The organism is Enterococcus sp. FR204 (assembly GCF_031143325.1).
Lineage (GTDB): Bacteria > Bacillota > Bacilli > Lactobacillales > Enterococcaceae > Enterococcus_B > Enterococcus_B faecium.
This window is the reverse complement of sequence record NZ_JAKZIW010000046.1, coordinates 1-16,956: the sequence shown is the minus strand read 5'-3', so window position 1 is coordinate 16,956 and position 16,956 is coordinate 1. Positions and strand designations below refer to the sequence as shown.

Genomic DNA, 16,956 nt, shown 5'->3' with positions numbered 1-16,956 from the left:
CTTTTGTCTCACGCTCTAAACACGTATAAACGGCGGAAGCAGAAGCAACTCCTTCTTATTTTTTGGAGTTAAACGCTTCTGTCCCAGCCTCTTTTTATCTAATAAAATTTTAAGACCATTTACTAATTATCGATTTTTTCTGCCGCATTTTTAGGCACTTCAGAAGCCTTTATTTCTTCCCAGCTTAATACACCTTTACGAGGATTGACTTTGAGTTTAAGATACGCATTCATCTTTAATGGATGTTCTCTTTCTTCGCGAAGCGTCACCTGTTTTTTTTCACCATCTTTATTATAAGCCGCTTGCTTGTAGGTATAAGTCGTGAATTTCTCTCCGCTATCTGCTTGGGTAGCTGACATTTCGCCATTCGTCGTGATTTTTGTATAATAAGCTTCGCCGCCGTAAAAATAATGATAAGCTGCAAAACTTCCGCCGAGAAATATGCCTAAAACGACAAGTACGCCAATTAATTTTTTCATGTACTTCACCTCTTTCCTTATTATTAACGAAATAGAAGATTTCGTCTATTGAAAGTTGTTGGCAACAGCTGAATTTTAAACTTTTCCTCATTTTGTTCTTATTGCTTCAAAAGAAAGTTAAGGACTATCTTGAAGTTTTTCTCAAAAAACACATTTTTTTATTTATAAAAGGTACTTTTTTCGCGTATAAGACAAGCGAGTGCTCTTAGTTGACTTTGACCAATATTGACATATAATAAGCTTAGTTCGAATCTTACAAAAAGTAAGTCGGACGTATTCTTTTTGATTTAGTCAAAAAAAGACTATAATAAAAAGGTGAGAGCTGAAATTTTTCAGTGATCTATATTATTTAGGAGGTTTGTAAATTATGGCAAAAGAACATTATGACAGAAGTAAACCACACGTTAACATTGGTACGATTGGACACGTTGACCATGGGAAAACTACTTTAACTGCTGCGATCACTACAGTATTAGGCAAAAAAGGCCTAGCAAATCCTCAAGACTATGCTAGTATTGATGCAGCTCCAGAAGAACGTGAACGTGGGATTACGATCAATACCGCACACGTAGAATATGAAACAGAAAAACGCCACTACGCGCATATTGATGCACCAGGACACGCGGACTATGTGAAAAACATGATTACAGGGGCAGCACAAATGGATGGTGCAATCTTAGTTGTTTCTGCAACTGACGGTCCGATGCCTCAAACACGTGAACACATTTTATTGTCACGCCAAGTTGGTGTAAAATACCTGATTGTTTTCTTGAACAAAGTTGATTTAGTCGATGATGAAGAATTGATCGATTTGGTAGAAATGGAAGTTCGCGAGTTATTGAGCGAATATGGTTTCCCAGGCGATGACACTCCTGTGATCAAAGGTTCCGCATTAAAAGCATTGCAAGGCGATCCAGATGCTGAAGCTGCTATTATGGAATTGATGGATACAGTAGATGAATATATCCCAACACCAGAACGTGATACAGATAAACCATTACTATTGCCAGTGGAAGACGTCTTCTCAATTACAGGTCGAGGAACTGTTGCCTCAGGTCGTATTGATCGTGGTGCTGTTCGTGTCGGTGATGAGGTAGAGATCGTAGGGATCAAACCTGAAACACAAAAAGCAGTTGTAACAGGTGTAGAAATGTTCCGTAAAACGTTAGATTACGGGGAAGCTGGGGATAACGTAGGCGTGTTGTTACGGGGGATCCAACGTGACGATATCGAACGTGGACAAGTACTTGCTAAACCAGGTTCCATTACTCCACATACAAAATTCAAAGCAGAAGTGTACGTGTTGACAAAAGAAGAAGGTGGACGTCATACTCCATTCTTCAACAACTATCGTCCACAGTTCTACTTCCGCACAACTGATGTTACAGGAACAATCACATTGCCAGAAGATACAGAAATGGTCATGCCTGGTGACAACGTGACGATTGATGTTGACTTGATCCATCCAATCGCTGTTGAAAACGGAACGACATTCTCAATTCGTGAAGGCGGACGGACAGTAGGTTCAGGTATCGTTACAGAGATCGAAGCATAAGAAACGCGACTCGAATATTTTGGTAATGAAAAATGTTTAAAATAAAAGAGCGGTCCAAACAGGATTTCTGTTTGGACCGCTCTTTGTTCTTCAATTGTATAAGAAGAGATTGTAGAAGCATGAACTTTCGTTTTACTTCAGTCTCTTTTATTCATCATGAGAGTGTTCATCTATCGGTATGCAGTTTTTAATACTTTCTTCGTATCCATTTTTTCAAACCACTTATTCTACCTTGTGTCTGCTCAACTGGCGCATTATCAATAATCAGCAAAGCAATCATAACATATGCAATCCAACTATCTCTAGAATATAGAGTATAACGTGAGACCCAGTTTGTAGCGTACTTGCTTTTATATTCTCTTAATCCATGGAAAGAATAAAAATGAGAACCAAACTCGTAAACCAAGTATGCAATCCTTTCCTGTAAAAAACTCTTTCTGGAAGTTCCGACATTTGAAAGAGGGGCCATCCCTAAATTGAACCATTGGATATGTTCTTCTTTCATATAGGCAAACAAATGCAAGAACAAGAAATCCATACTGCCAGAAGGTGCTTTTTTAGGATCATATCGCATCAGATCAATCGTTCCTACTTTATTGTTCGTGTAAGTAGGCATGATCGTTGCAAAAGCGACAATTTCTTCTTGGGTATTTTTGACAACTGCAATAGGCGCTCTTTGTAGATAATCTTCAGAGAAAAAGCCTAAAGAAAACCCTTTTTCCTTTCGTGAACCCAACCAATTATCAGAGATATTTTTGAAAGTACTCATTTGCTCAGTAGAAAATGGTGGTTGTAAGACATCAAATGTAAATCCTTCTCGTTCGATCCGATTCAAGACAGCACGAGTGCCCTTCATTTTTTTCCCTGAAGTTGTAAAACTATTCAGGTCTACATAAGCTTCTTCCCCCATCTTAATGAAATCGTAGCCGAATTCATGCAAAATCATAACAATCTCTTCGCTTGTTTCGTAGAAAACTGGTAAATAGCATAGTCGATCTGTTTCTTCGATAAAAGCTTCGATTGCTTCTGGAAAATCTTCTTTCTTACCAGAAGGATCACCCATTACAATACATTTATTATTGAAGCAAGCGAATTGGAGAAGAACAGTTGGTTCACCGTCTTTTTCATAGGCAAACATCCGCTTATCTTTTAAGAAGATCAATTGACTATCGGAGTTTCCTCCATAAGTTGTAAGGATCTTCAGGGCCTTTTCTTCATTAAAGGCTTCGCCAATCTGTTTCTTTTCTCCTTGAAGGAAATGAACAAATAGAACGATCATGAAACTAACAGCGATGATGGCCAACAATCCCGAAAACCAAATCTTTTCAGAAGGAAATAAGAAAAAGGAAATAAAATGGTGACGCCGATGAGGGAAATCCGGCAGATTGTATACCCCAATAACGATGTAAAGCAAGGACAGTGCACCAATAATGATTCCATCGATCGTACGCCACTCCCATGAATAGATCAATTGTTCCCGAAATAATTCGTTTTTAGAAGCAAGAATGATCAGAAGCAGAATAGACAAGAAAACCACCGGTGTGAAACTAAAATCACTTAATAAAACATAAAGTAAAGCTAGAACAATCAAGAAGATTGTAGGCAAATATGCTCGTTTCACACGTGCTGCGATCCCTCTGCCCATAATGATTAAAAGAAATCCCAATAGTATACTAGGAAATTGGATAATAAAATGAAATTTCAATGGGTTCAAACTGTGAAGCCAGCGAAACTCTGTAAAAGCTTGCGGGATAGTGGCAGAAAGTACTAGCATGATTCCAGAAAAGTATAATAAGACAACCACGATTTTATGCGCAATTTCTGTTGCTAATTGTTTAGGGATACCAGAATAACGCTGATCAAAAGTGGAACCGATATTTTTGAAGAAAAAGACGATTCCAATCAAAAACGGAATGATGTAGTAGAACAGGCGATAGAGCAAGATCCACACAACGACTATTTCTCTTGGCACACCAATAGCGGACAACCCGATAATCATCATTACATCGAAACTCCCAATTTCTCCTGGAATCATAGACACGATTCCTATCACTGAAGCAGCAATGAATAACGGAATTGTTTGCCACAGATCAATCCGGATTTCCATTAAATAACCAACAGAAAGGAAACTAAACAGGACACCGGTCCATTCCAACAATGAAACTAGCAATAGCTGTCCTTGAGTTTTAAGTGAGGTACCACCAAGGAATCCTTTCTTTTTGAAAGTAGTAAATAAAAAGACGACAGGAAAATATAGACCGCCGCCGATCAACCATATCCAATATTGCTTCAAAAAAGGAGCAACTGGCGTGAAGACTACAAGTAAAAAAGAAAGCAGACTGTAAATAGAAAGTCCAGCCATCAAAAACAAGAAAACTTTCGATAATGCTTGGATCACGTTTCTGCTCTCTTTCTTTTGTCCATATAGTTCAGAGCGAAGCCCCACACTAACAAACCCGCCGAAACCGGCAATATTGTTGATTGTATTGATCAGCCAGCTTGTCTCAAACAAGTAACGAGGATTCTGCTTTTGTTCAAGCATCCGATTCAAAATAATATCATAACCAATCATAGGTAACACAGAGACAAGACCAATCAACAGCATAAGTCCGCTTTTCCATACAGGTATAGTGGCAAACGTTTCTCCTAATTGCTGGATAGATAGAGTTTTACCGATGGACATCAATTCACCGACAATAATGACAATGACAGAAATCAAAAAGATTGTTTTGAACAGTCCTAGGTGGTTTTTCAGCCATTGTATAGTATTTTTTAACAAATAAATCACCTTCTATTCCTAATAGTTATGTTTCAGAAAGAAATTGAAGAACTTCTCGATTGAAGCGTTCAGGATCTTTTCTAGCTAATTCATGTCCTTGTTCTTTCACAAGCACAAAGGAAGCTTTTGGTATAGTTTTAGCTATATACAAAGAATGTTTTAGCTTGATTACATCTTTTTTTCCCACGATGATCAAAGTGGGGGAGTTGATTTTTTTTAAATCATTTTCTGTAAGCCCGATGTCATGCAGCAAAAGTTTGATAACTAAAAGATTTTTGCGAAGACTTGGGCGAAATAAAGAGAGTAACCATACCCATGCATAATGAATATTACTGATGACTCTGGCAGAAAAACGAACGCCTTTAACAAGCGTGTTTCCAGAATTTAAAATCAATCGATGAACTTTTTTAGGGAAGCTGCTGGCAAATACCAGTGCTAGATTTGCTCCATCACTAAATCCAAGAAAATCTGCCTGATCGATTTTTTCCAGCAACATGATCGTATTCAGATCCTCGGCCATTAACTGAAAATTCAACATAGATGCTTCGTTTGTCGAACGACCATGTCCTCGGCTATCTACTAGATACACGGTATAGTAGCGTTCGAGTACAGGGACCTGTTCTGAAAAAAAGCGGCCGCTGCCGTCATTGCCATGCAGTAAAAAGAGAGGGAAGCCTTGACCGCTCTTTTCATAGTAAATTTCGCTCCCATCTGGCATTTTTGCATATTTCTTTTCTTTTTTCACATAATCACCTACTGTGTAAAGTATAACGATTATATCAGTCATTGGGCAATTGTTTTTACTGAAAAACAACGATCATTTTCGTAAGATGACAAAAAATACAGGAAAATTCATTTTTTCTTAAGGCGTACACAGAAATCAAGGAAGAAATAGCCAAGAAGATAAAGAAATAGTAAGATAAAAAAAGATGTCAAAATAACTAGGTGATGAAATGAAGCGAAAACGATTATCTATTATCCGTATTCTTTTTTACATGATCATTCTGACGGTTATTGGTGCGGTGTTGTTTTTAGGAGGAAGAACTTATCGTTCGGTAAAACGAGTGGAAAGCTATCAAATAGAAATAACAACAGCTGCAAAAAATTATCATATGGAAAACTACGAGAATTTGATCAAGGCGATAATATTGACCGAATCAAAAGGAAAAGGGACAGATCTCATGCAGAGCTCGGAAAGTCTGCATGGAGAAGCTGAGATCATTGATAATCCAGCTGACAGTATTGATCAAGGTGTCAAATATTTGGCGGAAATGATAGTAGAAGCAAAGAAACAAGGATGCGATTTATGGACAGCTGTCCAAGCATATAATTTTGGGAAAGATTATATTGCCTATGTAAAAAATCATGGCGGAGAAAACACAGTAGAATTAGCAGAAGCGTATTCTAAAGATGTGCTGAGCCCACTTTTAGGAAATGAGGAAGGGAAACAATACCGATATTGGCGGATCCAGTCCTTGCTTTACAATGGCGGCTATCTCTATCATAATGGAGGTAACATGTTTTATCCTGATATTGTCAAAATGAATGAAAAAATAATAGAGACCTATGAAAAAGTCTTTAAGTAAAATAGCAGGAAATGTTCAATCATGAATAAAATTAAATGAAAGAAGGAGTGCGCAAATAGTGGAAAAAAGGCAAAAAATGGAAAATCAAAAAGTGGGGTACACAACCAAAGACTGGATGTTACGGTTTGTGAAGGGAATGTTTATCGGTTCAGGATTTATCTTGCCAGGAGTCAGCGGTGGTGTATTAGCAGCTGTCTTTGGCATGTATGAGCGGCTGATTTCTTTTTTAGCCCACCTTACAAAAAATTTCAAAGAAAATGTTTTGTTTTTTCTGCCTGTTGGTCTAGGCGGAGTGACAGGCATCTTTCTACTTTCTTTTTTAGTCAGTTTTTTATTAGGTGCGTATGAAACAACGATATTATGGTTTTTTGTCGGATGTATCGCTGGAACTGTTCCTGCGTTATGGAAAGAAGCAGGGAAAAAAGGAAGAGATACTTCTGATGTGATCATCATGGTTGTTACTTTTGTTCTGGCTTATTTGTTTTTATTATACGGCGCTCAATTATTTGACGGGCAAGTCGATCAGAATTTTGGAACATGGCTGATTGCCGGCGGATTGATTGGTTTGGGTATGATCGTCCCAGGATTGAGCCCTTCTAATTTTTTGGTGTATATGGGATTGTATAAAGCGATGGCTGACGGATTTAAAGAAGTACGACTTGAAGTGATTGTGCCGATCGGAATTGGTGGGATTCTTTGTGTTCTTGGATTGTCAAAAATCATGGATTACATTTTCTCAAAGGCATATAGCAAGCTATTCCATTTCATTTTAGGTGTAGTTTTTGCTTCAACGATTATGATCATTCCTACCGATTACGCGGGATTGGGAGTTGCTGGGGTGCTAGCTTGTCCTGTTCTTTTTATAGCCGGTACAGCACTAGGTTGGTGGATGAGCCGTTTGGAGGAACAATATAAGTAAAGATAGATTGATAATAAAAACAGCACACGGGTGATTCAAACAAAAAGGTTGGCATCTTTTTTGTAAAATCATTCGTGTGTTTTTCTATAAATTTTATAAAAACAAGTTGTTTTTAATCTTGGAACACGCTAGACTTAAACACGTGATTATTTTTGAAAGTTGGCGGAAAATGGAGAAAAAGAAAATGAATGGACTTACACAGCAAGAGGTAGTTCAGAAAATGGCTTCTGGCCAGCAAAATGACTACCAGGAAGATGCATCAAAAAGTACAAAACAAATATTCAGCGATAATATATTGACGTTATTCAATTTTCTGAACTTTGGTATTGGGATTTGTCTGTTATTTGTAGGTGCGTATTCCAACATGGCGTATTTAGCAATTATTGTCGTCAATATCGTTATTGGAATTTATCAAGAAATACATGCAAGAAATCTTGTACGGAAATTATCGATTGTTTCCCAATCAGAAGTACTAGTAATCCGGGACGGTAAAGAACAATCGATTTCTACTAAAGAGCTGGTATTAGGAGATTTGGTAAAAATCGGAGCAGGAGAACAGATACCAGCCGATTTACAGGTTATATCTGGACGGGCAGAAGCAAATGAAGCTCTTTTGACAGGCGAATCTGATTTGATTGTCAAAGAAACTGGAGCTGAATTGCTTTCTGGAAGCTTTTTGACAAGCGGTTCTGTCATGGCTGAAGTTATCCGAGTAGGTGCAGATAATTATGCTGTCCGCTTGACTAGCGAGGCAAAGACTCACAAAGCTATTCGTTCTGAACTTGTAGATTCGATTCGCAAAGTATCCAAATTCACTAGTTTCGTGATTATTCCTTTGGGGATCATACTATTTTTGGAAGCACTGTTCATCCGCGATGCTTCTATCAAAATTTCTGTTATTGCATCTGCAGCAGCTTTGTTAGGCATGCTTCCAAAGGGTTTGGTATTGCTAATAAGTATTGCATTAACGACAGGGGTAACCAAACTGGCAAAAAAACGAATCCTTGTTCAAGACATGTATTCAATTGAAACGCTGGCCCATGTTGATACATTATGCTTGGATAAAACAGGGACCATTACTGAAGGAAAAATGAGTATCCAGCGGGTAGAAGCACTACATCCGCTGTACGAGAAAGCCATCCCAGAAATTATGGGGACGTATCTGGCAGAAAGCAGTGATAACAACATCACTATGCGGGCTATGAGAGATTATTTTGAGCTTTCTAATCGGTATGATGTGACAAACAAAGTCGCATTTTCTTCTGATCGCAAATGGGGCGCGATGGAATTTCCAGAACTGGGAGTCGTGTACGTAGGAGCGCCTGAACGTTTGGTGGAAGAAGATCGGCTTCCGGACAGTCTAAAAACAGCCCAAGCGAATGGCTATCGCGTACTTATGTTGGGGATCGCTCCAAATCAGCAATTGAACGAAGAAAAACCAGCATTTGTTGAGCCGGTTGCTCTGTTTGAAATCGATGATCCAATCCGAAAAAACGCTCAAGAAACACTAGCTTATCTTCATGAGGAAGGTGTGGATCTGAAAGTGATTTCTGGAGACAATCCTTTTACTGTCTCCAATATCGCTAGACGTGCAGGATTACCGAATTATGATGCGTATGTCGATCTTTCTCAAATTACTGAAGAAATGGAAGTGCGAGAAGCTGCTCATCGCTATACGGTTTTTGGACGAGTGAGTCCTCAGCAAAAGAAATTGCTGGTAAATGAATTGAAAGAAAGCGGCCGAACGGTTGCAATGACAGGCGACGGTGTGAATGATGTTTTGGCGTTAAGAGAAGCAGATTGCAGCATTGCTATGGCAGAAGGTGATGGAGCAACACGTCAGATTGCGAATCTGGTATTGTTGGACTCTGATTTTACTACATTGCCAGAAGTCCTGTTTGAAGGACGCCGAGTGGTCAACAATGTGACGAAAGTCTCAGGCATCTTTTTTATCAAAACGATTTATTCATTTATTTTATCGATTATATGTGCCGTTACAGCAATTGGATTTCCGTTTATCCCTATCCAAATCACGCTGATTGATTTAGCGATTGAAGGGTATCCTTCCTTCTTTTTATCTTTTGAACAAGATAAAAGAAAAATCACTTACCGTTATTTGCCTACAGCACTTATTAATGCTTTACCAAATGCCTTGCTTGTAGTAGTGAATATCATTGCGGTGTATCTACTTGGAAAAACATTCGCATGGGGAAATGCTGAAACTACTACTTTGATGTATTACTTGCTGATTGGGATCAGTTGCATGGCAGTTGTAAAAGCTTGTTATCCCTTCAACCCATTGCGCATCTTCCTAGCAGTAACGACGATCGTAGGGATATATGTAGCTGCAATGCTGTTCCATGGAATTTTGGAAGTAAACTTAGGGTTGGGAGAGAGCGTAGGATACTTCTTTGTATTCATGCTCGTAAATATTATTCTTCGAGTATTGTACTGGAAGGCTGATATTCAAAATCAGTTACTGAAAAGAGTAGCAAATTGATGCTTAATGAGATAGAAATGTGTTATACTTGAAAAAGCAATGAAATATGATACAATCAAACATGTATAATTGTGTCCTTTAAAATCGCACTGATTTCAGTTAGTGCGATTTTTTACCGGTTATTCTCCTGAAATATCTTCTGTTAAACCCAAAAGATATCAATAGAGCAGGGGGTGAAAAAATGGCTCAACGGATTCCTCAAGAGGTTATCGAAACAGTACGCAGTCAAACGAATATCGTTGAGGTGATTGGACAATATGTCCAGTTGAAAAAGTCTGGTAAAAATTACTTGGGGCTGTGCCCTTTTCATGAAGAACGTACACCGTCTTTTTCTGTTGCAGAAGACAAGCAGATTTTTCATTGCTTTGGTTGTGGTAAGGGCGGAAACGTGTTTACTTTTCTTCAAGAACTAGAAGGTCTAAGTTTTCCAGAAGCAGTGGTAAAAGTGGCAGACTTCGAACAGATACCGTTAGAAGATCAATGGCGTCAGCGTACTATAGCTGTCCAAAATCCTGAATCTGCTACGGGGAAACTGATTGCTGCTCATGAAAAAGCAGCGGAAATCTATCATCACATGCTATTGCATACAAAAGCTGGACAGCCAGCTTTAGAATATTTGCAAAGTCGTGGGTTGTCTTTAGAATTAATTGAAGAATTCAACATAGGTTTTGCACCTAATGAGCGTTCTTTTCTTCAGCAAGTATTCAAGAATGAATCAATTTCAAATGAATTGTTAGAACGCTCTGGATTGTTTGTCACGCATGATGATGGCCGTATGTCTGATCGTTTTTATCAAAGAGTGATGTTTCCACTTCGTAATTCTCAAGGCCAGACGATCGGTTTTTCAGGACGCTGGCTTGCACCTGAAAAAGGGCAGGAAAAAGATCAGCCCAAATACTTGAATAGTCCAGAAACAGAACTGTTCAATAAAAGACAAGTTTTATTTAATCTTGATAAAGCAAGAAGCGATATCCGGAAAAACGGAGAAATTTTGTTGTTCGAAGGGTTTATGGATGTGATTGCTGCATGGCAGGCTGGTATCAAAACTGGATTAGCTTCTATGGGGACAAGTCTAACAGCTCAACAGATCCAACAGATGGAAAAGGTGACGAAAGAATTGGTCTTTTGCTATGACGGAGACAACGCAGGTTTTGAAGCAACCAATCGAGGGATTGAATTGCTTCGGCAAAACAGTCGATTAGCACTTTCTGTCGTAGTCGTTCCAGAAAAGCTTGATCCTGATGAATATCTCCGTAAGTATGGAGAAGCATCTTTCCAAGAATTAGTGGCTCATGGGCGCGAAACAGTCTTTACTTTTAAATCACGTTATTTAAAACAAGGGAAAAATTTAGATAATGAAAAAGACAAGATCGAATACCTCGAAGAATTACTAGTTGAACTTAGCCGAGTTGTTTCACCAATCGAACAAGATATGTATCTATCTCAACTGTCAACAGAGTTTCAGATCGGCAGAGAGACGATACAAAAACAACTGCGCGATCTTCGAAGGACAAATCAGCAAAATCGTCAAGAACCTCAGGAAAGTCAACACACTCAGGTTACGAGACAAGAAACTGCACGGAAAAAGAGACCTTTGACGCAAGTAGAAAAGGCAGAGCAGATTCTATTATATCGTGCATTTAAAGAAGTTTCTGTCCGTAATATTTTAAAAGAACGAGAATTTCAGTTTATTCATGATGCATATGCAGAAGTTTATTTTTTATTCGATGCATATGTCTCACAACATTATGAATTCAACCTTGCAGAGTTTTTAGACTTTTTGCAAGATGAAAATTTAAGGCGGTTGGTGGTGGAAATCGAATATTTACCGGTGGCAGAAGAAAGTTCGCCACGAGAAATCCAAGACTTGCTAGATGTGATCAGCAAATCTGGCTTAGCTGATGAAATAACATTAAAAAAACAAATGCAGCAAGAAGCCAGACGAACTGGAAACAAACAGCTTGAGCTTGAATTGACGATTGAAATCATCAATTTAACGAAACAGTTAAAACAAGCCAAATAGCTACTCAAGGGGGGCCTTCTTTTATGGCAAATGGAACAGATAAAAAAACGTATGAAGCAGCAGTAGCAGCTTTCATCAAAGAAAACAAACCCAAACGACAAGTTGTATATGATGATTTATCCAATCAGCTTGCTACACCATTCACTTTGAATGCAGATGAAATGGACAAATTGATCCAAAAGATTGAAGACGCAGGTATCAGTGTGGTGGATGAAAATGGTGATCCATCAATTCACAGCTTGAAGAGTGCTGAGAAAAAAGCTGAACAAGCAAAAACAGAAGATCTATCTGCGCCAACCGGTGTAAAAATCAATGACCCGGTTCGTATGTATCTGAAAGAAATTGGCCGTGTCTCCCTTTTAACTGCGGAAGAAGAAGTAGCGTTAGCATTGAAAATCGAAGAAGGCGACCAAGAAGCGAAACAGCGTCTGGCAGAAGCAAACCTTCGTTTAGTAGTAAGTATCGCTAAACGTTATGTAGGACGAGGCATGCAGTTCCTTGACTTGATCCAAGAAGGAAACATGGGACTGATGAAGGCAGTTGAAAAATTTGACTACCGCAAAGGATTTAAGTTTTCAACCTATGCTACATGGTGGATTCGTCAAGCCATCACTCGAGCAATCGCTGACCAAGCACGTACGATCCGTATTCCAGTTCATATGGTTGAAACAATTAATAAATTGATACGTATCCAACGTCAATTGCTGCAAGACCTTGGAAGAGAACCTACGCCAGAAGAAATCGGTGCGGAAATGGATCTTCCAACAGAAAAAGTCCGAGAAATCTTGAAAATCGCGCAAGAACCTGTTTCACTTGAAACGCCAATCGGTGAAGAAGATGACTCTCACTTAGGTGATTTCATAGAAGACCAGGAAGCAACAAGTCCAGCAGAACACGCAGCTTATGAGTTACTAAAAGAACAATTGGAAGATGTACTAGATACATTGACTGACCGGGAGGAAAATGTCCTTCGTTTACGTTTTGGTTTAGATGATGGCCGGACGAGAACATTGGAAGAAGTGGGGAAAGTATTTGGTGTTACTCGGGAACGTATTCGTCAGATCGAGGCTAAAGCATTAAGAAAATTGCGCCATCCTTCTCGTTCAAAACAATTAAAAGACTTCTTAGAATAAGCGTGGACTATTGACCAGAAGAGAAATCAGTAAAACTGTTTGGTTTATTTTAAAAGAAAAAAAGCTTGAGACTACGCAGTCTCAAGCTTTTTTTTCTATAGGAAGGAAATTCATTCATTATTTTTAAGTAAATCCTATAAATAAGCTATTGGCGTGACGTATAGAATATGATAGATTAAATGGTAGCGTAAACCTAGTAAAGGAGCCGATCGCTAAGTGATGAAAAAATGTCCAAATTGCGGATCGAAAAAAATGGAGCAGAATACTATCTGTCCAGACTGCGGTCATCAAATAACTGCAGAAGATCAGCAAATAAAAGAATCAATTGAAGAAACAAATACAGATGCAGCTATGCAGGATAAATCAACTGAAGATGCAGTCTTTCCTGATACAGAATTAAACGATCCAATCGAATGGTCGGAATTGAAAGATTTACCTCTCGAATCCGTGATGGAATTATTCGAAAAAACAGAACCAGAAGACGATGTATCATCTACTCACGATAAAGTAGCCAATAAAGAAAAAAGGGAACAGAAGAAAGCAACTGTTCATGAGACTTCGGAAGAATCAGGAAAGAATCAAGAAGAAACGCTTGAATCAAAACAAAAAAGAAGAGTAGCTGAACTGAAAGAAATCGTCGATAATGAGGAAGAAAATTCGATACTATCCGCTTATATCAAAGCACATCGTGAAGATACAAAGGAAGAGCATGCGGAAGAGCTGCTCAAAATGATCAGTGAAAAAATTGCACAGGAAAACAAAGTAGAACCAGAACATGAAGCTGAAAAAGACACTGAAAAAGACATTAGTGGAGTAAACGCTGCAGGTAAAGAATCATTAAAAACGAATGATCTAAAAACGGATATCCCGGAAAAAACTGAAACATTGTCTGAAAAACAATCAGAAGACGAGAAATCGAATGGGTTGCCGGAAGCAGATAAAAAAGAAATGCTCGAAAAAGCAGACAAGAAGGCAACAGAGTCGGATGGAATAAATAATGAAGCCGATGCTGAAACTCAATCTGCAAGTGAAGATAGCACTGCTCTTGAAGCTAAAATAGAAAAAGAAGAGAACCAGCCTGAGCTGATTGAAGCAGAAACAGAACCAATAACAATCGTGCCAAATACTGAAAAAACGCCTCAAGAATCAAACCCAGAAAAAAAAGATTTAGATAAGACACAAAAGAAAAAATCAAAAAAAGTGCCGTATCTCGCTTTAGCAGCAGTTCTTCTACTAGGTGGGGGAGGCTGGGCTTATTATGACCATCATCAAAAAGTAGAAGCCGAAGTAGCAGCAGAAGCAAAAAGACAGCAACAAATGGAAGAACTTCATGAGAAACTTGCTGCCTTTTATACAGATGATCACCATCAATTTATTCGTGCAGATATGATTCATCAAGATTTATCAAAACTAAAAAATGATTTATCCAGTCTTAAGAATGAAAAAGGATATTCAGAGTTAGAAACAACTTACCAAGATATCCAATCTAAGATCCGAGATATCCAAAAAGTGAATGAGTGGTTCATAGCACCTGCCATCGTCGATGATCATCTAGCAGATGACATCAAGTTGAAAGCAGATAAAGAGATCCAAGCAATCGAAACGGATAACACAGATTTTGGAAAATTGATTCAACAAGCACAAACAGAAGCTAAAAATCAATATGCTGAATTGCAAACAGCTAAAGAAAAAACAGCTATAGTCTTTAAAAATGGAAAAGTAGTGGATTCAGCAACACGCGACCAATACAAGACGGCAAAAGAAGCAGTAGAAAAAGTGAAAAATACAGATCTATCTGCTCAGTTGAATGAACAATTGAAACAAGTAGATAAGATGCTCACTGATAAAGAGAAAAAAGAAGAAGAGGAAAAGAAAAAAGCAGAAGAAGCGAAAAAAGCAGCTGAAGAACAAGCAAAACAAGCCGCTCAAGCAGCAGCTGCAGCTCAAGCCGCTCAACAAGCTGCGGTCGCACAAGCAGCACAGCAAGAAGCGGCATCCTCGACCCCTTCCTCTTCAAACTCGGCGAATCAGCCAATCAAATCTGCCAGAGCAAGTGATATTGCCGATGCATCTAATCCAGCATGGACATGGGCACCAGGTGTCCAAAGCAAAGTGATTGCTACATGTATCCAACGTGGATATATCGTTGAAGGAGGATACAGATTAGAAAAAGCCAGAATCGAAAATGGGGAAGGCTATTACAATCTATATGCCACTTCAACAAAATCTGCATTGATGAAAGGCATTGGAGAAAGTGCTTTGCCATTTTATATCGTAACGATCAACTGTAAAACTGGGTGGTTCGGAGGAAATGGGAGCAATTAGTTTTAGCTAAACGAAAGAGGTTGTGAGCTTGCCGTTTAACACCGTTTATTCGAAAAAGGGGAATGTGACACAATTTTTGTCATACTCCCTTTTTCATTTCCCTTAAGCAAGGGTCAGCTATTCAATCAGAAAACATTATGTTATGATAGCAAAGAAATGTATTAAGAAAACCTTTCACTATAGAGGGAGAAAAAAATGAACGATTTATTAGCAACTATATTTACAGGTATTATTATTGATGAAAATGAAAAAAACTACTTTGTCCAAAAAAACGGACAAACCTTTGGCTTAAGCAAATCAGAAGGTGAACACAAAATCGGTGAAGCAGTTGAAGGATTCGGTTACCAAAATCAAAAACATGAAAATCGGATCACTACACAAATTCCTAAAAGCCGTATCGGTCATTACGCTTTTGGAATCGTTACTGCTACACGAAAAGATTTAGGTGCGTTTGTCGATATCGGTCTTCCAGATAAAGACTTTGTCGTATCTCTTGATGAATTGCCGACAATGACAGAGCTATGGCCTAAAAAAGGGGATCGCTTGATGATTTCCCTTAGAGTTGATGCAAAAGACCGTATTTGGGGCAGTTTAGCAGATGAAAAAATATTCAAATCTTTAAGCAAATATGGAACAGAAGAAATGAAAAACAAAGATGTGATAGGAACAGTATACCGCTTGAAATTAACAGGTACGTACGTTTTAACGGAAGATTTCTATCTTGGGTTTATCCATCCTTCTGAACGATATAATGAACCTCGTCTAGGCGAGCAGATAAAAGGTCGAGTGATTGGTGTCCGACCAGACGGTGTACTGAATCTTTCATTGAAGCCAAGAGCATATGAAGCTATATCAGATGATGCACAAATGATTTTAACCATTTTAGAACGTTCTGCAGATCAGCAAATCAACTTTACAGATAAATCGGATCCAGAAGAAATCATGAAAGCTTTTGGTATCAGCAAAGGAGCATTTAAGCGCGCATTAGGTAATCTTTTGAAACAAGGATTGATTACACAAGAAAACGGTGTGACAAAACTAGTCAAAAAATCTAATTGAGAATCCCTTGCATGTTTTTCTTAACTAGCTTATAATAATTTTAATTAACATAGTGTTATATCTTTTTTTATTTGTAATTATTATAAATTGTTGGGGTTGAGTAAATGGTCATGAATGCTATTTCGGCGATGAAAAAAACAAAACAGCAGCTACATGAAGCGGGGTTTAAGCTGACACCGCAAAGAGAAGCTACTCTGCTTGTGCTTTTGGAAAATGAGAAAGAGCATTTATCTGCAGAAGAAATCTTCTTTTTAGTGAAAAAAAAGAGTCCGGAAATTGGACTTGCTACTGTTTATCGAACCCTTGAAATCTTGACAGAATTGAAAATTGTCGATAAAGTAAGTTTTAATGATGGATTAGCCCGTTATGATTTGAGAAAAGAAGGCGCCAAACATTTCCATCATCATTTACTATGCTTGAACTGCGGCACGATCGAGGAAGTAGAAGAGGATCTTTTACTTGAAGTGGAGCAAGTAGTAGAAGAACGTTATCATTTTTTAGTAAAAGATCATCGGCTAACGTTCCATGGAATCTGTCAGGAATGCTATGAAAAAGAAAAAAGAAACCAGTCCGTCTGAGTGTCTAGACGGCTTTTTCT

The 16,956-nt window shown here is 38.4% G+C and carries 12 protein-coding genes; 9 read left to right on the top strand and 3 right to left on the bottom strand.

Features of this window, described 5'->3' with window-relative positions; genetic code table 11:
* Positions 1-122: 122 nt before the first annotated feature.
* Complete coding sequence (locus RG571_RS09960) at positions 123-479, bottom strand: YxeA family protein (RefSeq protein ID WP_002323408.1); 357 nt, start codon at positions 477-479, stop codon at positions 123-125.
* 367 nt (positions 480-846) lie between these two features.
* Here RG571_RS09960 and tuf point away from each other — a divergent pair, with 367 nt between their 5' ends.
* On the top strand, positions 847-2,034 hold the full coding sequence (gene tuf / locus RG571_RS09955) for an elongation factor Tu (RefSeq protein WP_002289463.1): 1,188 nt from the start codon (positions 847-849) through the stop codon (positions 2,032-2,034).
* Positions 2,035-2,221: 187 nt separating this feature from the next.
* Here tuf and mprF read toward each other — a convergent pair whose 3' ends face one another.
* Both mprF and RG571_RS09945 read right to left on the bottom strand, forming a co-directional pair.
* Complete coding sequence (gene mprF / locus RG571_RS09950; protein ID WP_002300997.1) at positions 2,222-4,813, bottom strand: bifunctional lysylphosphatidylglycerol flippase/synthetase MprF; 2,592 nt, start codon at positions 4,811-4,813, stop codon at positions 2,222-2,224.
* Between the two features lie 25 nt (positions 4,814-4,838).
* The gene (locus RG571_RS09945) at positions 4,839-5,600 is read right to left on the bottom strand and encodes an alpha/beta fold hydrolase (RefSeq protein WP_002289461.1); all 762 of its coding nucleotides are present in this window, start codon (positions 5,598-5,600) and stop codon (positions 4,839-4,841) included.
* 166 nt (positions 5,601-5,766) lie between these two features.
* Here RG571_RS09945 and RG571_RS09940 point away from each other — a divergent pair, with 166 nt between their 5' ends.
* The 8 genes from RG571_RS09940 (at position 5,767) to RG571_RS09905 (ending at position 16,936) form a co-directional block, all read left to right on the top strand.
* Complete coding sequence (locus RG571_RS09940) at positions 5,767-6,399, top strand: lysozyme family protein (RefSeq protein ID WP_002289460.1); 633 nt, start codon at positions 5,767-5,769, stop codon at positions 6,397-6,399.
* A 58-nt stretch (positions 6,400-6,457) separates the two neighbouring features.
* Complete coding sequence (locus tag RG571_RS09935) at positions 6,458-7,318, top strand: DUF368 domain-containing protein (RefSeq protein ID WP_131774364.1); 861 nt, start codon at positions 6,458-6,460, stop codon at positions 7,316-7,318.
* Between the two features lie 184 nt (positions 7,319-7,502).
* The gene (locus RG571_RS09930; RefSeq protein ID WP_002339424.1) at positions 7,503-9,818 is read left to right on the top strand and encodes a cation-translocating P-type ATPase; all 2,316 of its coding nucleotides are present in this window, start codon (positions 7,503-7,505) and stop codon (positions 9,816-9,818) included.
* Between the two features lie 181 nt (positions 9,819-9,999).
* Complete coding sequence (dnaG, locus tag RG571_RS09925; protein WP_258430549.1) at positions 10,000-11,841, top strand: DNA primase; 1,842 nt, start codon at positions 10,000-10,002, stop codon at positions 11,839-11,841.
* A 23-nt stretch (positions 11,842-11,864) separates the two neighbouring features.
* On the top strand, positions 11,865-12,974 hold the full coding sequence (gene rpoD, locus RG571_RS09920; RefSeq protein ID WP_002289498.1) for an RNA polymerase sigma factor RpoD: 1,110 nt from the start codon (positions 11,865-11,867) through the stop codon (positions 12,972-12,974).
* Between the two features lie 219 nt (positions 12,975-13,193).
* Positions 13,194-15,299: a cell division site-positioning protein MapZ family protein gene (locus tag RG571_RS09915; RefSeq protein ID WP_002377646.1), complete on the top strand. Its 2,106-nt coding sequence runs from the start codon at positions 13,194-13,196 to the stop codon at positions 15,297-15,299.
* Between the two features lie 195 nt (positions 15,300-15,494).
* Positions 15,495-16,358 (top strand): virulence factor B family protein, encoded by an 864-nt coding sequence (locus tag RG571_RS09910; RefSeq protein WP_002339421.1) that lies wholly within the window; start codon positions 15,495-15,497, stop codon positions 16,356-16,358.
* Positions 16,359-16,462: 104 nt separating this feature from the next.
* Positions 16,463-16,936, top strand: a complete 474-nt coding sequence (locus RG571_RS09905; protein ID WP_002294385.1) for a Fur family transcriptional regulator — start codon at positions 16,463-16,465, stop codon at positions 16,934-16,936.
* The last annotated feature ends 20 nt before the right edge of the window (positions 16,937-16,956 follow it).

Excerpts from the sequence above, each read along its gene's own strand:
- RG571_RS09960 (WP_002323408.1), bottom strand. The coding sequence starts at position 479 with ATGAAAAAATTAATTGGCGTACTTGTCGTTTTAGGCATATTTCTCGGC.
- tuf (WP_002289463.1), top strand. The coding sequence starts at position 847 with ATGGCAAAAGAACATTATGACAGAAGTAAACCACACGTTAACATTGGT.
- RG571_RS09945 (WP_002289461.1), bottom strand. The coding sequence starts at position 5,600 with ATGACTGATATAATCGTTATACTTTACACAGTAGGTGATTATGTGAAA.
- RG571_RS09940 (WP_002289460.1), top strand. The coding sequence starts at position 5,767 with ATGAAGCGAAAACGATTATCTATTATCCGTATTCTTTTTTACATGATC.
- RG571_RS09930 (WP_002339424.1), top strand. The coding sequence starts at position 7,503 with ATGAATGGACTTACACAGCAAGAGGTAGTTCAGAAAATGGCTTCTGGC.
- dnaG (WP_258430549.1), top strand. The coding sequence starts at position 10,000 with ATGGCTCAACGGATTCCTCAAGAGGTTATCGAAACAGTACGCAGTCAA.
- rpoD (WP_002289498.1), top strand. The coding sequence starts at position 11,865 with ATGGCAAATGGAACAGATAAAAAAACGTATGAAGCAGCAGTAGCAGCT.
- RG571_RS09915 (WP_002377646.1), top strand. The coding sequence starts at position 13,194 with ATGAAAAAATGTCCAAATTGCGGATCGAAAAAAATGGAGCAGAATACT.
- RG571_RS09910 (WP_002339421.1), top strand. The coding sequence starts at position 15,495 with ATGAACGATTTATTAGCAACTATATTTACAGGTATTATTATTGATGAA.
- RG571_RS09905 (WP_002294385.1), top strand. The coding sequence starts at position 16,463 with ATGGTCATGAATGCTATTTCGGCGATGAAAAAAACAAAACAGCAGCTA.